We start from the raw sequence: 20,996 nt of genomic DNA, 5'->3' as shown, positions 1-20,996 counted from the left end.
GGCGCGGGGAGGACGGCCTCTTCCCGGAAGATCCGGATCTACTATGCTCGACCGGGTCCGACTCCGTAGCGGCCGGAAGGAGACAGCCGGATGGCGGGTGTCGACCTCCACTACGAGGCACTCGAACGCTGCCGCACCGCGGCCAGGACCCTGGCGGGGAAGTTCGCCGACCTCGGCGCCGGATACCCCGCCCAGGGCACCGACTCGTCCGTCTTCGGGAGACTCGCCGACTCCGCGGCGCTGGCCACCGCCGTCGACCGGGTCGAGACCGCGGTCGACGGCGAGCTCGGACACGCCGCGAGCAGGCTGAAGGGCGTCGAGCGCGCGCTGGACCTCGTGCAGGACAACGTCCGCGGCGCGAACCGGGCCGGCGGGGCGGGGGCGGCGTGAGCCTCAGGGACGAGGTGGCCCGGCTGCCGGGCGGCGCCGAGCTGTCCGAACTCGCGGGCAAGGTCGACGGCGACCCGGCCGCCGTCCGCGCCGTCGCCGCCCGCTGGCGGAGCGCGGCGGGCCGGGTGAGCGAGTACACCGGCGGCCTCGGCGGCGCGGTCTCCGACGTGGACGCGGCCTGGCAGGGCGGCTCCGCCGACGCCTTCGCCGTCTACATGCGCCGGTACGGCCGCGCCGGCGACGCCCTGCACGACGCGCTGACCGACTGCGCGACCGCCCTCGACACGGCGGCCGGGGCCCTGGAGAGCGCCGAGGCCAGAATCGGTTCCCTCATGGGCACGCTCCTGGACCAGGTGGCCGCCCACCGCGGCAGGAACCCCGGGAAATCCGACAAGGACCTGGAGCCGGGCATCAGGTCGCTGGTCGGCCGGGCCGTCTCGGACGCCCGTCCGCACGTCGAGACCGCGGGCAAGGCCGTGACCGCGGCCAAGGACGCGGTCACCGGGCACCTGGCCGGGCGGCCCGCGACCTTCGAGGGCATCGCGGCGCCGGGCGACGAGCGGTTCGTGCCCGCGCCGGGCCGTACCGTCGACTGGGAGCGGACCGCGGGCTACCGGCCGCAGGGCGGATCCGGGAACGGCGGCGACGGCACCGGCGGCGACGGCACCGGCGGGAACGGCGGCGGCGGCTTCGGCGGCTACGGGTCGAGCGGGCCGCCCCCGCCCGGCGGCGGGCCCGCGCCGACCGGTCAGGTCAAGCAGTGGATCGAGCAGGCGATCGAGATCCTCAAGGCCCAGGGGTACCCCGCCGAGAAGATGAACCCCAGCGACATCTGGATGATCATCCAGCACGAGTCCGGCGGGAACCCGCACGCGATCAACAACTGGGACTCCAACGCGGCGGCGGGCATCCCGTCCAAGGGGCTGATGCAGACCATCGACCCGACCTTCGACCGCTGGTCGCTCCCCGGCCACAAGGACATCTACGCGCCGGTGGACAACATCATCGCCGGGGTCCGGTACGCCATCGAACGCTACGGATCCGTCTCGGCGGTGCCCGGAGTGGTCGGCACGAAGAACGGCACCGGCTACGTCGGCTACTGACCGTCCGGACGATCCCGGTGATCCCCGCCCCGGATCCGCCGGCGTCCGCCGGGCCGGGACCCGGTCCTCCGTCCCGCCGGGAGCGCTCCGGTCCCGCCGCGACGGCCGTGCTCCGGCTCCCACCCCGCCGGGAGGGCTCCCCGGGCCCCGGGCCGCGTCTCTGTAGGGTGCGACCATGAAGCTCACGAAGTTCGGACATGCGTGCGTGCGCCTGGAGAAAGGCGATTCGGCACTGGTGATCGACCCGGGGTCCTTCAGCGAGGAGTCCGCGCTCGACGGCGCCCGGGCCGTGCTCATCACCCACGAGCACGTCGACCACGTCGAGCCCGAGCGGCTGCGCCGGGCCGCCGAGGCCGACCCGTCTTTGGAGATCTGGACCTGCGAGGGCGTGGCCGCCGCGCTGGCCGGCGTCCCGGCCGAGATCCACGTGGTGCGGGACGGCGACGCGTTCGGCACGGCCGGGTTCCAGGTGAAGGCCGTCGGCGAGTGGCACGCGCCGAACCACCCCGACCAGCCGATCGTGCAGAACGTCGGCTTCCTGATCGACGAGGAGGTCTTCTACCCCGGCGACGCGCTCACCCTGCCGGGCGTCGAGGTGCCCACGCTGCTGGCGCCGACCAACGCGCCGTGGCTGAAGGGCGCGGAGCTGATCGCCTACCTGCGCGAGGTGCGCCCCGCGCGGGCCTTCTCCACCCATGACGGGCTGCTCAACGAGATCGGCCTGGGCATCGTCGACCGGTGGCTGGAGCTGGAGTCGGAGAAGCAGCGGGCCGACATGCGCCGTCTCAAGCCCGGCGAGTCGGTCACCCTGCCGTAGGCGGCGCCGGCCTCCGCACCGCACGGCGGGGCGGCTGGACCGCCGCCGGGAGCCGCGCCGGTCAGGCCGCCGACGCGGTGGTGACCTGACCGCCGGTCAGGCCGCCGACGCGATGGTGGCCGAGCCGATCACGGCGTCCCCGAGGTAGAACACCGCCGCCTGGCCCGCCGCCACCCCCGTCGCCGGGGAGTCCAGCTCCAGGTGGACCCGCTCCCCGTCGCCGGAGACCCGGGCGCGGCAGCCGTACACCTCGCCGTGCGCGCGGAGCTGGACGACGCAGTCCAGCGGCTCGCGGGGCGCGTCCACCGGGCCGTTCCAGACCGGGCGGACGGCCTCGATGGCCCTGACCTCCAGGGACGAGCGCGGGCCGACCGTGACCGTGTTGGAGACCGGCTCGATGGACAGCACGTAGCGCGGCCTGCCGTCGGCGGCCGGGCGGTCGATGCGCAGGCCCTTGCGCTGGCCCACGGTGAACCCGTAGGCGCCCCCGTGGCTGCCCACGACCTCGCCCGCCTCGTCCACGATCGGGCCCTCGGCCGCGCCGAGGCGGTCGGCCAGGAAGCCCCGGGTGTCGCCGTCGGCGATGAAGCAGATGTCGTGGCTGTCGGGCTTGTCGGCCACCATGAGCCCGCGGCGCGCGGCCTCCGCGCGGACCTCGGCCTTGGTCGAGTCGCCGAGCGGGAAGACCGCGCGGCCGAGCTGCTCGCGGGTGAGCACGCCGAGCACGTAAGACTGGTCCTTGCCCTCGTCGGGGCTGCGGCGCAGCACGCCGTCGACGATCCGGGCGTGGTGCCCGGTGGCGACGGCGTCGAAGCCGAGGGCCAGGGCCCGGTCGAGCACCGCCTCGAACTTGATCTTCTCGTTGCAGCGCAGGCACGGGTTGGGCGTGCGCCCGGCGGCGTACTCGCTGACGAAGTCCTCGACCACGTCCCGGTGGAACCGCTCGGCCATGTCCCAGATGTAGAAGGGGATGCCGATCACGTCGGCGGCCCGGCGGGCGTCGCGCGAGTCCTCGATCGTGCAGCATCCCCGGGCGCCGGTCCGGTAGGACCGCGGGTTGGCCGAGAGCGCCAGGTGCACGCCCGTGACGTCGTGGCCCGCCTCGGCGATGCGAGCGGCGGCCACGGCTGAGTCGACGCCGCCCGACATGGCGGCAAGCACACGGAGAGCCATAACCCCCTGAGCCTACCCGCGTTGGCAGGTGCCCCGCCGTGCTGGGAGAATCCGGGACCATGCGACTGTTCGGGCGCAAGAGCGAGCCCTCCGGAGAACCCGCCGACGGCATCGCCGGATTCTGGTCGTGGTGGGCGGGCGCGCGACCGGAGCTGGACGCGATGGTCGCCGCCGGGGAGGCCGACCGGCTGGCCGAGTGGATCGCGCCCGCCGTGCAGGCGGTCCACCCCTCCCTGGTGTGGGAGATCGCCCCCGGCCTGGCCGCCGACCAGGCCCTGGTGGTCACCGCCGCCGGGGATCCCGAGCTGCGTCCCGTCGCGCACCGCTGGGCCGCCGCCGCACCGCCCGCCGACGCCCGGTGGGAGTTCCACCCGTCCCGGCAGGCCAACCCGGAGGCCATGACCCTCACCCTCGACGTGGCGGGCCACGGATTCGGGCTGGACGGGCTCGTCCTGGGGCTGCGCGCCCCGCTCGGCGCCCCCCGCGTCGACGTGGTCGCCCACCACCCGATCTTCGACCTCGTCGACGAGGAGACCCGGACCGAGGCGACGCTGCTCGCCCTCGACTGGCTGCTCGGCGAGGACGACGTGGCCCGCTGGGTCGGCGACGTCTCCGCCTCCCGGTTCCCGCCGATCGACGCCGTGCCCGCCGTGCACCTGCCCGCGGTGGTGGCCGACCTGGCCTCCGGCTTCCGGGAGGAGCAGTGGGCGCTGCTGGAGGGCGAGACCGCCGGCGGCGCCCGCCTGATCGCCACCGCCCGCTACCCGCTCCGCCCGGTCGACCACCCGCTGCTCGACCAGCACATCGCGATCACCCTGCCCTACCTGCACCGCGACGCCGACGGCCTGCCCGCCGGGCCCTCCCTGGACGCGCTGCGCGACTTCGAGGAGCGCCTGGCCGGGCGGATCAGCCGGTTGCACGGCGCCGCCGTGCTCGCCGCGCACACCAGCGCCGAGGGCCAGCGGGTGCTGCACGTCTACGCCGACCCGGCGGGGGACGCGGCGATCCACGCCAAGGAGCTCGTGGTGAGCTGGGAGGAGGGCCTGCCCCGGGTGGACGTCGTCACCGACCCCGGCTGGATCGCGGTCTCCCCCTTCCTGAGCTGAACACGCCGGCGCGGATCAGGCCGACGCGGACCATGCCGGGCCGACGGCGGACGGACCGCTGACAGACCGGACCGGATCCGCGTGGCCCCCGCTCCGGTGCCGGGCGTCCGCCGCCTGACCGAATCCATGCCGTATCCATGCCGCATCCGTACCGCGTTGTGCGCATTCCGGCATACCGCCGCGCGCCCGTCCCGGAAATCCTGGGGGGACACCGTCGTCCACCAGGAAGGATCGGCCGTGACCGCGCCGGACACCGACCTCTCCCCGCAGCCGGGGACCGACCGCGGGGAACTGCTCGCCCAGCGGCTGTCCGACGGCGCCGTCGGCGCCCTGGAGCTCTTCTCGGTCTACCTCGGCACCGAGCTCGGCCTCTACCGGGCCCTCGAACGGCACGGCCCGCTGACCCCGGCCGGGCTGGCCGGGCGGGCCGGGATCGCGCCGCGCTACGCCCGCGAGTGGCTGGAGCAGCAGGCCGTCGCCGGGCTGCTGGAGGCGGGCGGCGAGGAGTCCGCCGACGAGCGCCGCTACCGGCTGGACCCCGCGCACGCCCGGGTGCTGCTGCACGCCGACGACCCCGCGCACGTCGCGCCGTTCGCCCACCTGCTCGCCGGGATCGGCGGCGTCCTGCCGCAGGTGGCCGCGGCCTACCGCACCGGCGAGGGCGTGCCCTACGAGGCGTACGGCGCGGCGTTCCGGCACGGCCAGGGGCGCATCAACCGGCCGGCCTTCACCCGCGAGCTGCCCACCGCCTGGCTGGCCGCCCTGCCCGACGTGGTCGCCCGCCTGGAGGCGGCCCCGGGGACGGGCCGGCGACCGCGCGTCGCCGACGTGGGGTGCGGGCAGGGCTGGGCGGTCCTGGCACTGGCCCGGGCCTTCCCGCACGCCCTGGTGGAGGGCGTCGACCTGGACGAGGCCTCGATCGCCGACGCGCGCGACCAGGCGGAACGGGCCGGCCTCGGCGACCGTACCCGTCTGACCTGCGGCGACGCGGCCTCGATGGCCGGTTCCGGACCCTACGACCTGGTGCTCGTCCTGGAGGCGCTGCACGACTTCGCCCGGCCGGTGGAGGCGCTGCGGGCCGTCCGCGCCGCCCTCGCCCCCGGCGGCGCGGTGCTGGTCGCCGACGAGCGGGTGGCCGACCGGTTCACCGCGCCCGGCGACCGGGTCGAGCGGATGATGTACGGCTGGAGCGTCACGCACTGCCTGCCCACCCAGCTGGTCGAGCGGCCGTCGGCGGCCACCGGCACGGTGCTGCGCTCCGGCGTCCTGCGCGGGTACGCGGCCGAGGCCGGTTTCCGGCGCTGCACCGTGCTGCCGGTCGACAACGACTTCCTGCGCCTGTACCGGCTCGACGGGTGAACCGGCCCGGCCCGGTGCGGTCACCGGCCGCCCGCGGCGGGCGGGACCGGGCGGCTCCCGGACCGGTCAGGTCAGGCCGGCGCGGCGGGCGCGCTCCACGACCGCGCCGATGACGTCGGCGACGCGGTCGACGTCGGCCCCGGTGGAGGTGTGGCCGAGGGAGAAGCGCAGCGAGCCCCGGGCCCTGACCCCGTCCGCGCCCATGGCGAGCAGCACGTGGGAGGGCTGGGCGACCCCGGCCGAGCAGGCCGAGCCGGTGGAGCACTCCACGCCCTTGGCGTCCAGCAGCATGAGCAGGGCGTCGCCCTCGCACCCGGGGAAGGAGAAGTGCGCGTTGCCGGGCAGGCGGTTCACCGGATCCCCGTTGAGGACCACGTCGGGGACGGCCCGCCGTACGCGGCGGACGAGGTCGTCGCGGAGCTCCGCCAGCCGGGCGGCGGTCTCGGCCTGCCGGGCGACCGCGGTCCGGACGGCCGCGGCGAGCCCGGCGATCGCCGGGGCGTCGAGGGTGCCCGAACGCACGTCGCGCTCCTGGCCGCCGCCGTGCAGCACCGGCACCGGCTCGACGCCGCGGGCCAGCAGCAGCGCGCCGACGCCCATCGGGCCGCCGACCTTGTGCCCCGAGAGCGTCAGCGCGTCCACCCCGGAGTCGGCGAAGACCACCGGGAGCTGGCCGACGGCCTGGACCGCGTCGGTGTGGAACGGGATGCCGTGGTCGCGGGCGATGGCGGCGAGCACCCGGACGGGCTGGACGGTGCCGACCTCGTTGTTGGCCCACATCACGCTCACCAGGGCGACGCCGTCCGGGTCGCGCTCGACGGCCTCGCGGAGCGTCTGCGGGTGCACCCGGCCGAACTCGTCGACGTCGAGCGGCTCGACGGTGGCGCCCTGGTGGTCGGCCAGCCAGTGCGCGGGGTCGAGCGCGGCGTGGTGCTCGACCGCGCTGACCAGGATGCGGGTCGCCCCGGCGGCCCGCCGCGACCAGTAGAGGCCCTTGATCGCCAGGTTGTCGGCCTCGGTGCCCCCCGCGGTGAAGACGACCTCGCTGGGCCGGGCGCCGAGCGCGTCCGCGATGGACTCGCGCGACTCCTCCACCACCCGGCGGACGCGGCGGCCCGCCGTGTGCAGGGAGGAGGCGTTCCCCACCCTGCCGAGGTGGGCGGTCATCGCCTCGATCGCCTCGGGAAGCATCGGCGTGGTCGCCGCATGGTCGAGATAGGCGGACTCCACAGCCGCACTCCCCCTCCGCGATTCTTCTCAGCCCTCCAAGCGTATCCGCGTCCGTGACGGGCGCCGCCCCCGCTTGCTGCTGTACCGTCCGGACGGTACAGTGCTCGCCATGAGACGCGACGAGCTGCTGGACGCGGCCGAGGGCCTGCTGTCCGACCAGGGCTCCTCGGCGCTCACCCTGGCGGCCGTCGCCGAGCGGGCCGGCTGCAGCAAGGGCGGCCTGCTCTATCACTTCGCCACCAAGGAGGCCCTGATCAAGGGCATGGTCGAGCGGCTGATCGAGGAGTTCGACGAACTCGTCGCCGCCCAGGGCCACGGCACCTACACCGAGAACTACCTGGCCGCCACGTTCGCCGCCGTCCAGAGCGGCAGGCTGCGCCGCTGGGCGGTGGTCAGCGGGGCCTCCGGCACCCTCCATCTCCTCACCCCGCTGCGCGAGGCGATGGCCCGCTGGCACCGCGAGGGGCTGGAGAGCGAGCCCGACCCGGTGGCCGCGCAGATCGTGCGGCTGGCCTGCGAGGGCGTGTGGGACGTGGCCACCCACGACCCCGGGCTCTACGACGAGCGGCACTACGCCGAGCTGAAACGGCGGCTGCTGGACCTGCTCGGCGGCTGACCGCCCCGCCGCCGACCCGCCCTCACCGGTCCGCGGCCCCCGCCCGGCGGGCGGGATCGCGCCCGCCCGCTCCGGCCGTGGACGGCTCCGCCCGCACGCGACGCGTTGGTGGTCGCTCCCGCGCGCGGCGGAAGCGACCGGCTTGTGTCTGCCCGATAGCCATCACCTGCAAACCTCTGATGAAGGGATCGATTCATGACCCGCGACCTGAGGAGGGCCCGTAACGGGGCAATCCTCACTTTCGTCCTCGGCGGCCTGCTGTGTGGATCGATGACCGTGCGCCTGCCCGCGCTGTCCGACAAGCTCGGCCTGTCCGAGTCGTCGATCGGCGTCACCCTGCTCGTGTGGGGCCTGGGCGCGCTGGTGACCATGCAGTCGATGCGCGGCGTGATGACGCGCGTCGGCAGCCGGAGCGTCCTGCGGGTCGGCGCCCCCCTGTGCGCCGCGGCTCTGGTCCTGCTGGCGTTCGCGCCGACCTTCCCGCTGCTGCTGGCCGCCGCCGCGCTGTTCGGCCTGGCGTTCGGCGCGGTGGACGTCGCGATGAACGCGCAGGGCTCGACCGTCGAGCGCGCCCACGGCCGCCCGCTGATGAACGGCATGCACGCCGGCTGGTGCGTCGGCGCGATCACCGCCGGCGTGGTCGGCACCGCGGCCATCGCGGCGGGCCTGTCCGTCACGGTCCACCTGGTCCTCGTCGCGCTGGCCGCCCTGCCCGTGCTGGTCGCCGTCAGCCGCTCCTACCTTCCCGACCCCGCCCCGGAGCCGGCCGGCCGGACCGGAACGCGCCGCCGCATGCCCCCGGTGGTCTACCTGCTCGGCGTGATCGCGTTCTGCGCGTTCATGGTCGAGGGCACGATCGCCGACTGGAACGGCCTGTACCTGCGCGACACCCTGGGCGCCCCGGAGGCCGTCGCCGCCCTCGGCTACCCGGTCTTCGAGGTCGGCATGCTGCTGGCCCGCCTCGCCGGCGACCGCGTCCGGGCCAGGTTCGGCCCCCGGACCATGGTCGCCTTCTCCGGACTGGCCACCGCCGCCACCTTCGCCGTGGTCATCACCGTCCCCTCGGCGGCGGTCGCCCTGGCGGCCATGTTCCTCGTGGGCCTGGCCGTGGCGACGGTCTCCCCGGTGGCCCTGTCCATGGCCGGCGAGGCGACCCGCAACCCCGGCCCGGCCATCGCCCAGACGGGTGCGATGGGCTACGCCGGCCTGCTGCTCGGCCCGGTGGTCATCGGCTTCCTGTCGGACCTGTCGTCGCTGCGGACCGCGCTCGGCAGCGCCGTCGCGCTCGGCGTCCTGATCGCCGTGACCGCCCGTCTGCTGCCCCGGAGCGGCGCGGGTACGGCCTCCGCCGCCCCGGCCCGGTCCTCCGAGCTCACCCTGGCCGGCTGACGGCCCACCGGCCCGTCCCCGCGGAGGGCCGGACGCGGGAAGGCCGGCGGTTCTCCGGGTCCGCCCCGGAGGGCCGGCGCGGAACGGAGGAGGGGGCGGAGAGCAGGTGCTCTCCGCCCCCTCCGCGCCGCCCGCGTGGGCCTACGTGCGCTTGGCGATCTCCTCGGTCAGCTGCGGGACGACCTGGTTGAGGTCGCCCACGACGCCGAAGTCGGCGAGCTCGAAGATCGGCGCCTCGGGGTCCTTGTTGATGGCGACGATCGTCTTGGCGGTCTGCATGCCGGCCCGGTGCTGGATGGCCCCGGAGATGCCCGCCGCGATGTAGAGCTGCGGCGAGACGGTCTTGCCGGTCTGGCCGACCTGGAACTGGTGCGGGTACCAGCCGGCGTCGGTGGCGGCGCGGGAGGCGCCGACGGCCGCGCCGAGCGAGTCGGCCAGCTTCTCGATGATCGAGAAGTTCTCGGCCGAGCCCACGCCCCGCCCGCCGGAGACCACGATGGCGGCCTCGGTGAGCTCCGGACGGGCGCCCTTCTCCTCCTTGACCCGCTCCACGACCCTGGCGGTCTTGGACGCGTCGGAGACGGCCACGCTGACCTGCTCCTCGGCGCCCGCGCCCGCGGCGGCCTCGACCGGGCTCGCGTTCGGGCGGACCGCGATGATCGGCAGGCCCTTGGTGACGCGCGCGCGGACGTTGACGCCGCCGCCGAAGATGGACTGGTCGGCGACCAGGCCCTCCTCGATCCCGACGACGTCGGTCAGCACCCCGGAGTCGGTCCGTACGGCGAGCCGGCCGGCGATCTCCTTCGCCTCCGCCGTGGCGGCGACGAGCACCGCGGCCGGGGAGGCCGAGGAGACGAGCTGGGCCAGCAGGTCCACCTTGGGCGCGACCACGTAGTCGGTGATGTCGGCGGAGTCGGCGACGTAGATCTTCTCGGCGCCGTGCTCGGCCAGCTTGGCCCTGGCCTCGGCGGAGTAGCCCGGTCCGGTCCAGACGGCCGACGGGGCGCCCAGCCTGCGGGCGAGCGTCAGCAGTTCCAGCGTGACCTTCTTGATCTGGCCTTCGACGTGCTCGACGAGAACGAGAACTTCGGACATGTCAGCTATTCCCCCGTCCTCAGACGAACTTCTTCGACGCGAGGAACTCGGCGGCCTTCGCGCCGCCGTCGCCCTCGTCCTTGACGATCGTGCCGGCCGCGCGCGGCGGGGCCGCGGCGAAGTCGACGACCTCGCTCCAGGAGTTGGCCAGGCCGACCTGGGAGGCGTCGATCCCGGCGTCGGCGACGCCGAGCTTCTCGACCGGCTTCTTCTTGGCCGCCATGATGCCCTTGAAGGACGGGTAGCGCGGCTCGTTGATCTTCTCGACCACGGAGACGACGGCCGGCAGCGAGGCCTCGACCTTGTCGTAGCCGTAGTCGGTGACGCGCTGGACGGTGATCGTCCCCTTGCCCACCTCGACCTTCTTGGCGAAGGTGAGCTGCGGCACGCCCAGGCGCTCGGCCAGCATGGCGGCGAGCACGCCGGTGCGGGCGTCGGTGGACTCGGAGCCGAGGATGACCAGGTCGAAACCGATCTTCTTCAGCGCCTGGGCCATGGCGTGGGAGGTGCCCAGCGCGTCCGAGCCGTGCAGTGCGTCGTCGACCAGGTGGACGGCCTTGTCGGCGCCCATGGCCAGCGCCTTGCGGATGGTGTCGCTGGCCTTGTCGGGACCCATGGTGAGGACGGTCACCTCACCGCCGTGGGCCTCCTTCAGCAGCAGCGCCTCCTCGACCGCGTACTCACACAGCTCGTTGATGACGCCGTCGGCGGCATCGCGGTCGAGCGTCTTGTCATCGGACCTCAGCTTGCGCTCGGTCGCCGTGTCGGGGACCTGCTTCACGCAGACGACGATGTTCATGGCCGGTGGCCGACCTCCCGTGTTCGCGTGCGCCGCCGCGTCGCCGCGGCTGACGCCGGATGCTCGGTACGCGCACGCGGGGCACGTGCACGCGGATGCCAAGACTGCCAGGTGCCCGAGGGCGTTGTGACAGCGGGTGGCCCGGCCGGGACACGCCCGAGCCTGGTCCCCCGCCCTCATGTTACCCATCGGTAGCTTAGGCGCAAACCGCCGCCCCGCACGGCTTCCACCGCCCGGTGGGCTCCTACCCGGCGAATCACCCCCTCCACCATACCGAACTATATTCCGGAACCGGTGGGCGGGCGGGGCTCAACTGCTCAGCAGGATGACCACCAGCACGAGGACGACGGTGCCCAGCGCCAGGCCCAGGGTGAGCGGGCTGAAGAACGCCGCCAGCGCGACCCAGAGCGCGACGACGCCGGCGGCGCAGGACAGGTCGAGGATCGCGCGACCGCGGTTCCGCCGCGCGAACAGGGCCACGCCCCCGTCGACGAGCATCGCCGAGCCGTAGAGGGTCAGCAGCAGCAGCGAGACCTCGGGCAGCGGATGCTTGGCCGTCGCGGCCGCCAGCGCCGTGAACAGGCCGGTCCCGACGACCCAGCGCCGGTGGAGCACGGCCCGGCGGCGCTCGCGGGCCTCCGACGGGAAGGTCGCGGGCCGGACGCGGCGGCCCGGACGCCACTCCCGGGTGCTCAGCCCCTGCACACCGGCGGCCGAGGCCTCATGGACCGCCGCTTCGGGGGCGCCGCCGCCCGCACGGACCGCACGGACCCCCGGCTCCGGAACACCGCCACCCGCACGGACCGCACGGACCTCCGCCTCCGGAACACCGCCACCCGCACGGACCGCACGGACCCCCGGCTCCGGGGCGCCGAGCCGCAGCGGCAGCAGAGCCGCGGTCGGCCGGTCGGCCGGATCGCGGGCCAGGCACTCCCGCAGCAGCGGCTCCAGCCAGGACGGCACGTCGTCGAGGTCGGGATCGTGGTGCACGACCCGGTAGCCGACCGCCGAGGCCGGGCCGGTGCCGTACGGGTGGCGGCCGGTCGCCGCGTGGGCCAGCGTGGCCGCGAAGGCGAAGACGTCGGCCTCCGGCCCCGCCCCGCCGCCCTCCAGGACCTCCGGCGCGAGGTAGCCCGGCGTGCCGAGGACCGCGCCGGAGGCGGTGACCGCCGCGGAGTCGAGCAGGCACGCGATGCCGAAGTCGATCACGACCGGCTCGCCGCCCTCGCAGATGACGTTGGCGGGCTTCAGGTCGCGGTGGACCACCCCCGCGGCGTGGATCGCGGCCAGCGCCTCGGCCAGGCCGCGCGCCAGCCGGACGAGGTCGTCCCCGGCGACCGGGCCGTCGGCGGCGACCACCGCGCCGAGCGGGCGGCCCTGAACGTAGCGGGTGGCCAGGTAGGGGCGGTCGCCGTCCAGCGAGGCGTCGAGGAGTTCGGCGACGTGCGGGCTGCGCACCCGGCGCATGGCCTCCACCTCGCGGGCCAGCCGGGCCAGGGCCGTGCCGTCGGCCGCCACGTGCGGGTGCAGGACCTTGACCGCCACCGTGCGCCCTTCGGGGTCCAGCGCGAGGTGGACCGCTCCGAAGCCTCCCGCCCCCAGCGGCGAGAGCAGTCGGTACGGCCCGCAGTGCCCGTCGTCCGGCGCTCCCATGCGACTCCCTCCGGCGGCTTCCCCCTCATCGTCCCCCAGGGATCGCGGGATCGCACGGGGCCCGGGCAAGAAACCCCCCATCTCCGGACATGGAACCCGGGCCGAACGGCACCCGCCCGCCGCACCCGGCACAAGGGACGGTCATCGGGCCCGCCGGGCGCGGAGACCTCCGGGAGTGCCGCTCCCGGAGGCGGCCTGCGCCGACGACCCCCTCCCGCCGGGGAGGGGCGGTCAGTTCCAGAAGGACAGGAAGCCGAGGCCGACGCTCTTGAGCAGGTCGTCCACCAGGCCCCCGATGAGGTCCAGCGTGCCCATCGCGGTCTCGTTCGCCTGGGCCTTCCAGCTCTCGGTCAGCTCACGGACCACCACGGACGGCGGCCGCCACGGCTCGAACGACGGGCTCATCCCCAGCGCCGCCATCACCGCGAAGAAGGCCAGCGTGCCCAGGACGAGCGTGGTCACCATGGCGGCGCCCGGACTGCGGATCACCCCGGTCAGCGCACGGGAGACCGCCTTGCGGGGCTTGCCCCCGCCGGGCAGCACGAACAGCCCGGCCACGAAGGCGCCCGCCGCGTAGGAGGCGGCCCGGTCGGTGCCCATCTGGCCGATGTAGACCAGCGCCCCCCAGACGCACATGCCGAACATCGCGGCCAGCGGGCCGGTGAGCAGCGTCGCCGTCGCGGCCTTCAGCAGCGCCCACGGCGTGCCGACCAGCACGATCAGCGGGTCGGAGGCGCTGCTGCCCCGCACCGAGCGACGCTCGGCCAGGCCGCCGAAGAGGTTCTCGCCGACCCGCAGGCAGAGCACCGCCACCAGCGCGATCACGCTCACCGCGACGGGCAGCACGCAGGCCAGCGCCACCGCGATCACCAGCAGCAGCAGCGCGGCCAGCGGCTGACCGGTGCGGTACGGCGGGCGGGCCTGCCGCTCCGGAGCCGGCGGGGTGTGGCGCGGCGGCGCGGGCGGGGTGTGGCCCCGGGGCCGGGTGTCCGGGGCCGGGTACGGCTGCGCCGGCCCCGTCGGCGGTGGCGCCGGATAGCCGGCGACCCGCTGGTCGGGGTAGGGCGGCGGGGCGAGCCCGCCCCGCCGCGCGGCGGGCGGCGCGGGGACGTACGGCGGCGGCGGACCGGCCGGGACGTAGGGCGGCGGCGCCGCGGCGGAACGGCCCCGGCCGTCGCGGGGCTCGCGGGGATCGCCGGCGTCACGGCCCCTGCGGTCGCGCCGGTCGGGCTTGGCGTACTCCACCGGGGGGAGCAGGTCGGAGAACGTCTCGTCCTGCGCCAGGGCCCGGGTGCCGTTCGCGGGCGCGGCCGGCACCGGATCGATGATCTTCGTCCCGTCCGGCGGGACCGGATCGATGATCTTCGTCCCGTCCGGCGGGACCCGGTCGATCACCTCGGTCCCGTCCGGCGGGGCCTGCGGAATGATCTTCGTGCCGTCCGGCGGGGACTCTCCGGCCGGCACCCGCGTGCCGCCGAGCACGGCGGTGCGGGACCCCGCGGGGGAGCCGGTGTGCGGCTCGGAGTGGAACGCCGCCACCGCGGGGTCGAGGGAGCGCGCCGTCCGGTAGAGCTCCTGGGCGCCCGGCCGGGCCGCGGCGTCGACGTCCAGCGCCCGCCGGAGCCAGCCGCGCAGCCAGGCGGGGGCCAGGTCGAGGCTGGCCCGGCCCTCCATGATGTTGAAGCAGACGACCTCGAAGCTGCCCGTGCCGAACGGCGGCCTGCCGGTCGCGGCGAAGAAGACCGTGGAGGCCAGCGCGTGCACGTCGGCCGCCTGGGTGATCTCGGAGTCCCGGATGATCTCCGGAGCGAGGTATCCGGGCGTGCCGACGAACATGCCCGTCTGGGTCAGCCGGGTCGCGTTGACCAGGTGCGCGATGCCGAAGTCGATGACCAGCGGATCGCCGTCGATGAGCATCACGTTGGCCGGCTTGAGGTCGCGGTGGACCACGTCGGCGGCGTGGATGGCCACCAGCGCGGCGCACAGGCCCCGCGCCAGCCGGATCACCTGGTCGTCGGGGAGCGGGCCGTCCGCCAGGACCGTCTCCTCCAGCGTCCGGCCGGGCGCGAAACGGGTCACGATGTACGGCTGCGCGCCGGTCAGCCGGGCGTCCAGCACCTCCGCCACGTGCGGGCTGCGCACCCGCCGCATGGTCTCCACCTCGCGGGTCAGCCGGTCGCGCGCCTTGAGGTCGGCCGCCACGTGCGGGTGCAGGACCTTGACGGCCACCTCGCGCCCGTCCTCGTCGAGCCCCAGGTGGACGGCCCCCATGCCGCCCTCGCCGATCTTCCTCAGCAGCCGGTACGGCCCCAGCCGTTCGGGCGCCTGCGTGTCCCCCGTCATCGCGCCTTCTTTCGTAGCCCGTTCAGTTCCTTCACCACCGCCCCGACGTCCGCGGGCCTCCACTCCGCCTTCCTCGCACCGGTCCCCACGGTGTCGCCCACGAGGTAGACCAGGAACGCGGCCACCACGCCCAGGGCGGCGGCCACGGCCACGGCCCCGTTCCGCGACGGCACCAGTGATGCCAGCGTACGTCGCATCTGGCGGCCGGGGCCTTCGACTCCGGGACCGGCGCAGATCGTCGCCAGGGCGACCGCCGCCCCCCAGCCGAGCGCGTTGGCCGCGGGCATCCCCGGGACCAGCACGGCGAGCAGCAGCGTCACCGGCAGGCCGAGGATGAGTCCGTACGGCACGAGCGCGACCGTGACGCCGGCCGACCTCAGCAGCGCGCCCGGCAGGGCGAGCACCCGCAGCACGTCGGCCGCCGCCGCACCGGCCGGACGGCGCGCGTTGAGCCGCGGCTGGGCGATGTCGGCGGCGCGCAGCAGGACGACGACCGGGAGTGCGGCGAGCGTGACGAGGGCCGGCAGCATGGCCGCCGCGACCGTCATGACGACCAGCAGCAGCACGCTCGCCACGCCGTGCGCCCCCGAGTGCTGCGGCGCGCGGCCCTGCCCCTGCTGTCCCTGGTGTCCCTGGTGTCCCTGGTGTCCCTGGTGCCCCTGGTGCTCCGGGTTCCGGGACCGCCGTCCGTCCGGGTGGAACGGGCCGGAGGCGGCCTCGTGGTGCCGGTCCGCCGGGGGGTACGGGTACGGGGGCGACGCGGACGGGCGGACGTGCGGCGTCCGCTCGAACGAGGAGGGCGGCTGCTCGAACGAGGCGTGCGGCGGATACGGCTGCGGCTGCTGGTAGGACCGCGAGGACGGCTGCTGCGGCTGCCGGTACGACTGCGGGGGCGAGCCGGGGCCGCGCAGGTGCTCCGGCAGGTCCTGGGGGCGGACCCGCTGGGTCGGGATGTCCCCGTCGGGCACCGGTGCCGTGGGGCCGAGCAGTCCGGCCGCGCCGGACCCGTGCGGTCCCGTCCGGCCCGGTCCGCCGTGCTCCGGCCCGCCCCGCCCCGCCGGGCCGGGCCGTCCCGGTCCGTCCTGCCCCGGCTGGGCCGCAGGCCCCGTCCGGTCGCGGCCCGGGACCCTGCTGGTGGGGACGTCCTCCTGGCCGAGCAGCCCGGTGGGCAGGTCGTGCGAGGGCCGCGGGGCCGGCGGCCGCGCAGACGGCGCAGACGACCCAGACGGCGGTGCCCCCGGGGGCGCCGGGGGCACCGCCTGGCGCAGTTCCTCGGACGTGACCCTGCGGGTCGGCCACGGGTCGGGCCGGTCGGCGTCGAGCAGCGAGGAGTACTCGCCCGACCCGGCCGCCGGAGCCGGGGGCCAGGGCGTGGACGGGGCGGAACCCGTCGGCCGGGAGGACACCGGCGTCGGCACGTCCCCCGGATCGGCGGGCAGGAGCGAGCCCGTGGCGAAGGCCGCGGCCCCGGTCGGCGCCCCCGGGCCGCCGGTGCCCCGCCCGCCGGCGCCTCCGTCCGGGCCCGCGTGCCCGCCGGCGCCTCCGCGCCCGCCCGGGACCGGGTCGTCGAAGCTCGGGACGGTGGTGACCTCGTCGGGGACGCGGGGGCGACCCCGGCCCGTCCTGGCCAGCAGGCGCGCCGTCTCGGCGGCCAGCTCCGCCGCCGGGGGCCGCTTGGCCGGGTCGCGCTGGAGCGCGGCGCGCAGCACGGGCTGCAGCTCCGGCGGCGCGCCGTCCACGTTCGCCCGGCCCGCGGTGATGTTGTAGAAGATCATTTCCAGCGTGCCCTTGCCGAAGGGCGGCTGGCCGGTGGCGGCGAAGACGAGCGTGCCCGCCCAGGCGTGCACGTCCACCTCCGGCCCCGCCTCGTGCCCCTCGATGATCTCGGGGGCCAGGTAGCCGGGCGTGCCGATGAACATGCCCGTCTGGGTGAGCCGGGTGGCGTCCACGGCCTGGGCGATGCCGAAGTCGATGAGGACCGGCCGGCCGTTCAGGATGAGCACGTTGCCGGGCTTGAGGTCGCGGTGGATCACCCCGACGGAGTGCACGGAGGCCAGCGCGGAGGCGACGCCGTGGCCGACCTGGAGCAGCGCGGGCAGGTCGAGCGGGCCCTCCTGCTTGACGACCTCGTCCAGCGGGTCGCCGGCGACGTACCGGGTGACGATGTAGGGGCGACGGCCGGTCACGTCGGCGTCGAGCACCTCCGCGATGTACTCGCTGCGCACCCGCCGCATGGTCTCCACCTCGCGGGAGAGGCGGCGGCGCGCGACGTCGTCGCCCGCCACCTCCGAGCGCAGGACCTTCACCGCGACCTGCCGCCCCTGGGGGTCGACGGCGAGGTGCACCACGCCCATGCCGCCTTCGCCGAGCCGCCGCAGCAGCCGGTACGGGCCCAGTCGATCGTCCTGATTCATGGCATGAAGCACCATACCGGCTTAAACCCCGCCTACGAGATGAACCATCAGGCCACATTCCCCGTTCGAACAACGTCTGGCACGCCTCAACGGTTTCCCAAGCGGAGGTAACGCGCAATCTCATTTCGGCGTCAGTTTGCCAGGTGCGGACCCCTCCCTGCGCGCAGGCCCGGCCGACCCGGCGGGATCAGCGGCGAGGCGGCAGGCGGCACCGCCTCCGACGATCCTCCGCGTATATACATAGTGATATCCTTATATCAAAGCATGCATAGAAGACGAGGAGGGCTCATGGCGAGAACCGTGATCGACCTGGATGAGGGAATGCTCACCCTCGCCCAGCAGCAGTTGGGGACCAAGACGAAGCGCGAGACGATCAATCGCGCCCTCGCCGTCGCGGCCGGTACCAGTGCGGACGACCGCAGCCGCGGCCTGGCCTGGCTCCAGGACAACGCGGAGTGCTTCATCGACTTCGACGCACTCGCGGAGCAGGAGCGGCCGCACCGGTGACGTACCTCGCCGACACGTCGGCCGTCTGGCGGATTCTGCGCAGGCAGATCGGCGAGCCCTGGCCGCACAACATCGCGCGAGGCCTGGTGGCGCTGTGCCCGCCGGTCGAAGCGGAACTCATGGTGGGCGTCCGCGCCGACCGGGACCACGAACCCTTCTTCGCCATGCTCAGCCGGGTCTTCGGGTGGTGCCCGGCGGTGGACGCCCCCTGGCGGCAGGTCCTCGCCGTCCAGAGGGATCTCATCAAGATCGGCCACCATCGGGGTCCGTCTCCGATGGACATCATGATCGCCCTGACCGCTCAGGCGAACGGCCTCACGCTGATCCACGCTGACCAGGACTTCGCCGCCATCGCCAAAGTCCGCCCGGAGATCATGATGATCAGAATCGACGCCCCTTAGGAGGTCGCCAGGACCCGCTGGTGCAGGGCGGTCACGGCCTTGCGCGCCGACTCCATGGCGCCGGCCTGCCAGGCGACCAGGTGGGTGAGCCAGTCTCCGGCGAAGTGGACCCGGCCGGCGGGCTGCTGCAGGACGGTGAACTCCCCGCCGTAGGACGGCCACACGGCCCACCCGCCCTCGACGTGCGGACGGCGGTGCCAGGCGACCGAGACGCTGGAGCGCAGCTCGGCGCGGTACTTCTCGCCGTGGATCTTCTTGCCCTGGGTGAGCGCGCGGGCCTGCCTCTCGGGGTGCGTCAGGCTCCCGTACAGCTGGGCCTCCGCCCCGGTGTTGTAGTAGCCGACGAGCAGGCCGGTCCTGCCGTGGTAGCCGTGCGAGGGGTACCAGATGTGGGTGATGTCCAGGTCGGTCTCGGTGATGCCGCCGTAGATCCGGTCGTCGGTCTCCCACCAGCGCCTGCCGTACTCCAGCCCCAGTTTGCCCGCGGCGACCGGCGTGGGGGTCCGCAGCGCGGCGGTGATCGCGGCGCCCAGGTTGTGCGGGACGCGCGCGAGCACGTGGGGCGGGAGGGTGGCCACGCAGTAGTCGGCGCGGACCGCGCCGCCGGAGCCGCCGGGACCCCCGGAGTACGTCACCTCGACGCCGTCGGGCAGGTTCCGCACGCCGGTGACCGGGGCCCCGGTCAGGATCCGCGCCTCGCCGACCTCCCGCGCCAGGGCCCGCACGATCGCGTCCATCCCGCCGACCGGCTGGAACATCGGCATGGCCTGCTCGAAGCCGAAGTCCGCGGTGAGGGCCCGCCCGGTCCCCGCGGCGAGCACCTCGCTCAGCGACGGCGGCCCGGGCAGGGGCTCGCCGCTCCCGGTCCCCGGATGGACGGTGAACCCCCGGCGCGCGGAGCCCCGGTAGGTCAGGTCCGGGCCGAGGTCGCCGAAGCGGCGCAGGAACTCCGTCAGCCGCTCGCGGTCCTCCTTCGTCAGCCTCCGGTCCAGCGCGCCCGCGCCGGCGGCCTTGGCCAGCAGCTCGGCGATGTAGCCGTACATGTCCGCGCGGGCCGTGCGGACGCGGACCGGGGCGTCCATCGCGTGGGTGCGGACGTAGCCCGAGGCGTTGCCGTTGACGAAGACCTCCAGGGGCACGCCCAGTTCGCGGCAGTAGTCCATGGTGACCATCCACTGCGCGATCCGGCCGGGACCGGCGTTGAAGTAGACGTCCGGCCCGAACTCCGCCGTCTGCGTCTCCCCGCCCAGCTCCGTCAGCCGGTCCCCGCCCCGGACCGTGAGGTTCCTGCCGCCCACCCGGTCGGCGGCCTCCAGGACCGTGCAGTCGTACCCGGCCTTGCCCAGCTCGTAGGCGCAGGTCAGCCCCGCCACCCCGGCACCGAGCACCACGACCTTCGCCGCGCCCCTGCCGGTGAGGGAGAAGTCGGAGCGCTGCGGCGGGGCGAACGCCCGGTCCTGGGAGTCGGGGGCCAGCCCGAGCGCGCCCATCGCGGCGAACATCGCCCCCGCGCCGCCCGCCGCGCCGACGCCGACGAGCAGCGCCCGCCGCGTCAGCGCGCCCGGCGCTCCCGCCCCGGACCGGCCGTCCGGCGTGGGAACCCCCGGCCCGGGTCCCGGCCCGGACGCCGCCGCGCGCCCCGCCCCGGACCCCGACCCGGACGCCGCTTCGGGCACCGGCCCGGACGCCGCCGCGCGCCCCGCCCCGGACGGCTCTCCCTGCGGCCCGCTCCCGGCGGGCCCGTCCGGCTCAGCCATAGATCCCGCTGCCGCAGGCGATCTGGCCGCCGACCATGGCGAAGACGCCGAACAGGGACATGATCTGCCCGAAGTCGCCGGTGGTGAACTCGGTCTCCCGGGGTCCCGTGGCCCGCACCCCGGGGATGAGCGCGCACCCGGCCGCGATCGCGGTGGAGTTCCACTCCACCCCCAGCGTGTAGGGCGGCTCGACCGCGTACGGACGGAAGTCGCCCAGACGGCCGAGCGCGCGGGCGGCGGCCCCCCGGATCCGGGCCTGGGCGACGACCGGCGGCAGGAGCTCGGCGGAGAACCGGTCGACGCCCGTCTTCACCGCGACCGTCTCGACGTCGCCGAGCAGCTCGCGCGCCTCCTCGCAGGCGGCCTCGTCCCCGGTCACCAGCGCCACCGGCACGCCGAGCGAGCCGGCGAACGCCGCGACCAGGCGCGTCTCCCCGCAGACCTCCCCGTTGAGGCGGACGTTCTGGATCTCCTTGCCCATCCAGGTGTGGTTGAGCACGCCGTGCCGCACCCCGGCCCGCGCGTGGTAGCCCGCGAAGCAGGCCGCCGCGTAGGTCCCGTCGAGCCCCTGGCCCATCCGCAGCGGCTTGCCCGGTCCCCGCACGAGCGTGGCCCGCGGGTCCAGCAGGTCGATCCTGAGGTTCTTGGTCGACCCGTGGGCGTCGTTGACCCGTACGGCCCGCGCCCCGGCGTCGAAGGCGCCCTGCACCACCGCGTTGGCGTCGGCGGTCATCAGCTCGCAGCCGCGCTCGTAGCCCCGTCCCCCCGCCCGCATCTCCTCCGGGTCGGTCAGCCCGGTGACGCCCTCCATGTCCACCGACACGTACACCTTCACCACGGCCCC

Annotated in this window: 18 protein-coding genes; 9 read left to right on the top strand and 9 right to left on the bottom strand. The window is 75.1% G+C overall.

All coding sequences use genetic code 11. The features are described from left to right. Positions 1–90 precede the first annotated feature (90 nt). The 3 genes from HS045_RS14170 (at position 91) to HS045_RS14160 (ending at position 2,310) form a co-directional block, all read left to right on the top strand. Entirely contained in the window at positions 91–390 is a 300-nt protein-coding gene (locus HS045_RS14170) for a hypothetical protein (protein WP_196451824.1), read from the top strand. Continuing rightward, entirely contained in the window at positions 387–1,493 is a 1,107-nt protein-coding gene (locus tag HS045_RS35445; protein WP_196451823.1) for a WXG100 family type VII secretion target, read from the top strand. Before HS045_RS14170 ends, HS045_RS35445 begins: the two co-directional genes overlap by 4 nt. Positions 1,494–1,668: 175 nt before the next feature. Further along, the gene (locus tag HS045_RS14160) at positions 1,669–2,310 is read left to right on the top strand and encodes an MBL fold metallo-hydrolase (RefSeq protein WP_196451822.1); all 642 of its coding nucleotides are present in this window, start codon (positions 1,669–1,671) and stop codon (positions 2,308–2,310) included. A gap of 96 nt (positions 2,311–2,406) precedes the next feature. Here the strand turns inward: HS045_RS14160 and mnmA are convergent, their stop codons facing one another. Then, positions 2,407–3,483, bottom strand: coding sequence for a tRNA 2-thiouridine(34) synthase MnmA (mnmA, locus tag HS045_RS14155; protein WP_196451821.1), 1,077 nt, complete (start codon positions 3,481–3,483; stop codon positions 2,407–2,409). Positions 3,484–3,542: 59 nt separating this feature from the next. Here mnmA and HS045_RS14150 point away from each other — a divergent pair, with 59 nt between their 5' ends. Both HS045_RS14150 and HS045_RS14145 read left to right on the top strand, forming a co-directional pair. Further along, complete coding sequence (locus tag HS045_RS14150; protein WP_196451820.1) at positions 3,543–4,589, top strand: DUF695 domain-containing protein; 1,047 nt, start codon at positions 3,543–3,545, stop codon at positions 4,587–4,589. Positions 4,590–4,826: 237 nt separating this feature from the next. Continuing rightward, positions 4,827–5,948, top strand: coding sequence for a methyltransferase domain-containing protein (locus tag HS045_RS14145; RefSeq protein WP_307827520.1), 1,122 nt, complete (start codon positions 4,827–4,829; stop codon positions 5,946–5,948). 66 nt (positions 5,949–6,014) lie between these two features. On the opposite strand, the gene HS045_RS14140 is transcribed toward HS045_RS14145, so the two are convergent. Continuing rightward, on the bottom strand, positions 6,015–7,178 hold the full coding sequence (locus HS045_RS14140; RefSeq protein ID WP_196451818.1) for a cysteine desulfurase family protein: 1,164 nt from the start codon (positions 7,176–7,178) through the stop codon (positions 6,015–6,017). A gap of 109 nt (positions 7,179–7,287) precedes the next feature. On the opposite strand from HS045_RS14140, the gene HS045_RS14135 reads away from it, so the two are divergent. Together HS045_RS14135 and HS045_RS14130 are read left to right on the top strand one after the other, a co-directional pair. Further along, positions 7,288–7,794, top strand: coding sequence for a TetR/AcrR family transcriptional regulator (locus HS045_RS14135; protein ID WP_196451817.1), 507 nt, complete (start codon positions 7,288–7,290; stop codon positions 7,792–7,794). A gap of 195 nt (positions 7,795–7,989) precedes the next feature. Continuing rightward, the gene (locus tag HS045_RS14130) at positions 7,990–9,183 is read left to right on the top strand and encodes an MFS transporter (RefSeq protein ID WP_196451816.1); all 1,194 of its coding nucleotides are present in this window, start codon (positions 7,990–7,992) and stop codon (positions 9,181–9,183) included. Positions 9,184–9,324: 141 nt separating this feature from the next. On the opposite strand, the gene HS045_RS14125 is transcribed toward HS045_RS14130, so the two are convergent. The 5 genes from HS045_RS14125 to HS045_RS14105 all read right to left on the bottom strand — a co-directional run bounded on the left by HS045_RS14125 (position 9,325) and on the right by HS045_RS14105 (position 17,487). After that, a complete protein-coding gene (locus tag HS045_RS14125; RefSeq protein ID WP_196451815.1) occupies positions 9,325–10,278 on the bottom strand; it encodes an electron transfer flavoprotein subunit alpha/FixB family protein in 954 nt (317 codons plus the stop codon). A 19-nt stretch (positions 10,279–10,297) separates the two neighbouring features. Then, complete coding sequence (locus tag HS045_RS14120; protein WP_196451814.1) at positions 10,298–11,077, bottom strand: electron transfer flavoprotein subunit beta/FixA family protein; 780 nt, start codon at positions 11,075–11,077, stop codon at positions 10,298–10,300. 309 nt (positions 11,078–11,386) lie between these two features. After that, a complete protein-coding gene (locus HS045_RS14115) occupies positions 11,387–12,730 on the bottom strand; it encodes a serine/threonine-protein kinase (protein WP_196451813.1) in 1,344 nt (447 codons plus the stop codon). 231 nt (positions 12,731–12,961) lie between these two features. Continuing rightward, the gene (locus HS045_RS14110; protein WP_196451812.1) at positions 12,962–15,073 is read right to left on the bottom strand and encodes a serine/threonine-protein kinase; all 2,112 of its coding nucleotides are present in this window, start codon (positions 15,071–15,073) and stop codon (positions 12,962–12,964) included. Further along, positions 15,070–17,487, bottom strand: coding sequence for a serine/threonine-protein kinase (locus HS045_RS14105; protein WP_196451811.1), 2,418 nt, complete (start codon positions 17,485–17,487; stop codon positions 15,070–15,072). The genes HS045_RS14110 and HS045_RS14105 overlap by 4 nt, the downstream gene beginning before the upstream one ends. A 288-nt stretch (positions 17,488–17,775) precedes the next feature. Here HS045_RS14105 and HS045_RS14100 point away from each other — a divergent pair, with 288 nt between their 5' ends. Beyond that, complete coding sequence (locus tag HS045_RS14100) at positions 17,776–17,994, top strand: type II toxin-antitoxin system VapB family antitoxin (protein WP_196451810.1); 219 nt, start codon at positions 17,776–17,778, stop codon at positions 17,992–17,994. Continuing rightward, the gene (locus HS045_RS14095; protein ID WP_196451809.1) at positions 17,991–18,395 is read left to right on the top strand and encodes a PIN domain-containing protein; all 405 of its coding nucleotides are present in this window, start codon (positions 17,991–17,993) and stop codon (positions 18,393–18,395) included. Before HS045_RS14100 ends, HS045_RS14095 begins: the two co-directional genes overlap by 4 nt. Here the strand turns inward: HS045_RS14095 and HS045_RS14090 are convergent. Together HS045_RS14090 and HS045_RS14085 are read right to left on the bottom strand one after the other, a co-directional pair. Beyond that, positions 18,392–20,152, bottom strand: a complete 1,761-nt coding sequence (locus HS045_RS14090) for an FAD-dependent oxidoreductase (RefSeq protein WP_230884034.1) — start codon at positions 20,150–20,152, stop codon at positions 18,392–18,394. The genes HS045_RS14095 and HS045_RS14090 overlap by 4 nt on opposite strands. Beyond that, the gene (locus HS045_RS14085) at positions 20,145–20,987 is read right to left on the bottom strand and encodes a M55 family metallopeptidase (RefSeq protein WP_196451808.1); all 843 of its coding nucleotides are present in this window, start codon (positions 20,985–20,987) and stop codon (positions 20,145–20,147) included. The genes HS045_RS14090 and HS045_RS14085 overlap by 8 nt, the downstream gene beginning before the upstream one ends. Between the last annotated feature and the right edge of the window lie 9 nt (positions 20,988–20,996).

Origin of the sequence: Planomonospora sp. ID82291 (genome assembly GCF_015711645.1) — a bacterium.
Lineage (GTDB): Bacteria > Actinomycetota > Actinomycetes > Streptosporangiales > Streptosporangiaceae > Planomonospora.
Note: the sequence above shows the minus strand (reverse complement) of the source record. Positions and strands in the feature narration are given on the sequence as shown.

Coding starts and splice junctions, on each gene's coding strand:
- HS045_RS14170 (WP_196451824.1), top strand. CDS start 91: ATGGCGGGTGTCGACCTCCACTACGAGGCACTCGAACGCTGCCGCACC.
- HS045_RS14160 (WP_196451822.1), top strand. CDS start 1,669: ATGAAGCTCACGAAGTTCGGACATGCGTGCGTGCGCCTGGAGAAAGGC.
- mnmA (WP_196451821.1), bottom strand. CDS start 3,483: ATGGCTCTCCGTGTGCTTGCCGCCATGTCGGGCGGCGTCGACTCAGCC.
- HS045_RS14150 (WP_196451820.1), top strand. CDS start 3,543: ATGCGACTGTTCGGGCGCAAGAGCGAGCCCTCCGGAGAACCCGCCGAC.
- HS045_RS14135 (WP_196451817.1), top strand. CDS start 7,288: ATGAGACGCGACGAGCTGCTGGACGCGGCCGAGGGCCTGCTGTCCGAC.
- HS045_RS14130 (WP_196451816.1), top strand. CDS start 7,990: ATGACCCGCGACCTGAGGAGGGCCCGTAACGGGGCAATCCTCACTTTC.
- HS045_RS14125 (WP_196451815.1), bottom strand. CDS start 10,278: ATGTCCGAAGTTCTCGTTCTCGTCGAGCACGTCGAAGGCCAGATCAAG.
- HS045_RS14120 (WP_196451814.1), bottom strand. CDS start 11,077: ATGAACATCGTCGTCTGCGTGAAGCAGGTCCCCGACACGGCGACCGAG.
- HS045_RS14115 (WP_196451813.1), bottom strand. CDS start 12,730: ATGGGAGCGCCGGACGACGGGCACTGCGGGCCGTACCGACTGCTCTCG.
- HS045_RS14110 (WP_196451812.1), bottom strand. CDS start 15,073: ATGACGGGGGACACGCAGGCGCCCGAACGGCTGGGGCCGTACCGGCTG.
- HS045_RS14105 (WP_196451811.1), bottom strand. CDS start 17,487: ATGAATCAGGACGATCGACTGGGCCCGTACCGGCTGCTGCGGCGGCTC.
- HS045_RS14100 (WP_196451810.1), top strand. CDS start 17,776: ATGGCGAGAACCGTGATCGACCTGGATGAGGGAATGCTCACCCTCGCC.
- HS045_RS14090 (WP_230884034.1), bottom strand. CDS start 20,152: ATGGCTGAGCCGGACGGGCCCGCCGGGAGCGGGCCGCAGGGAGAGCCG.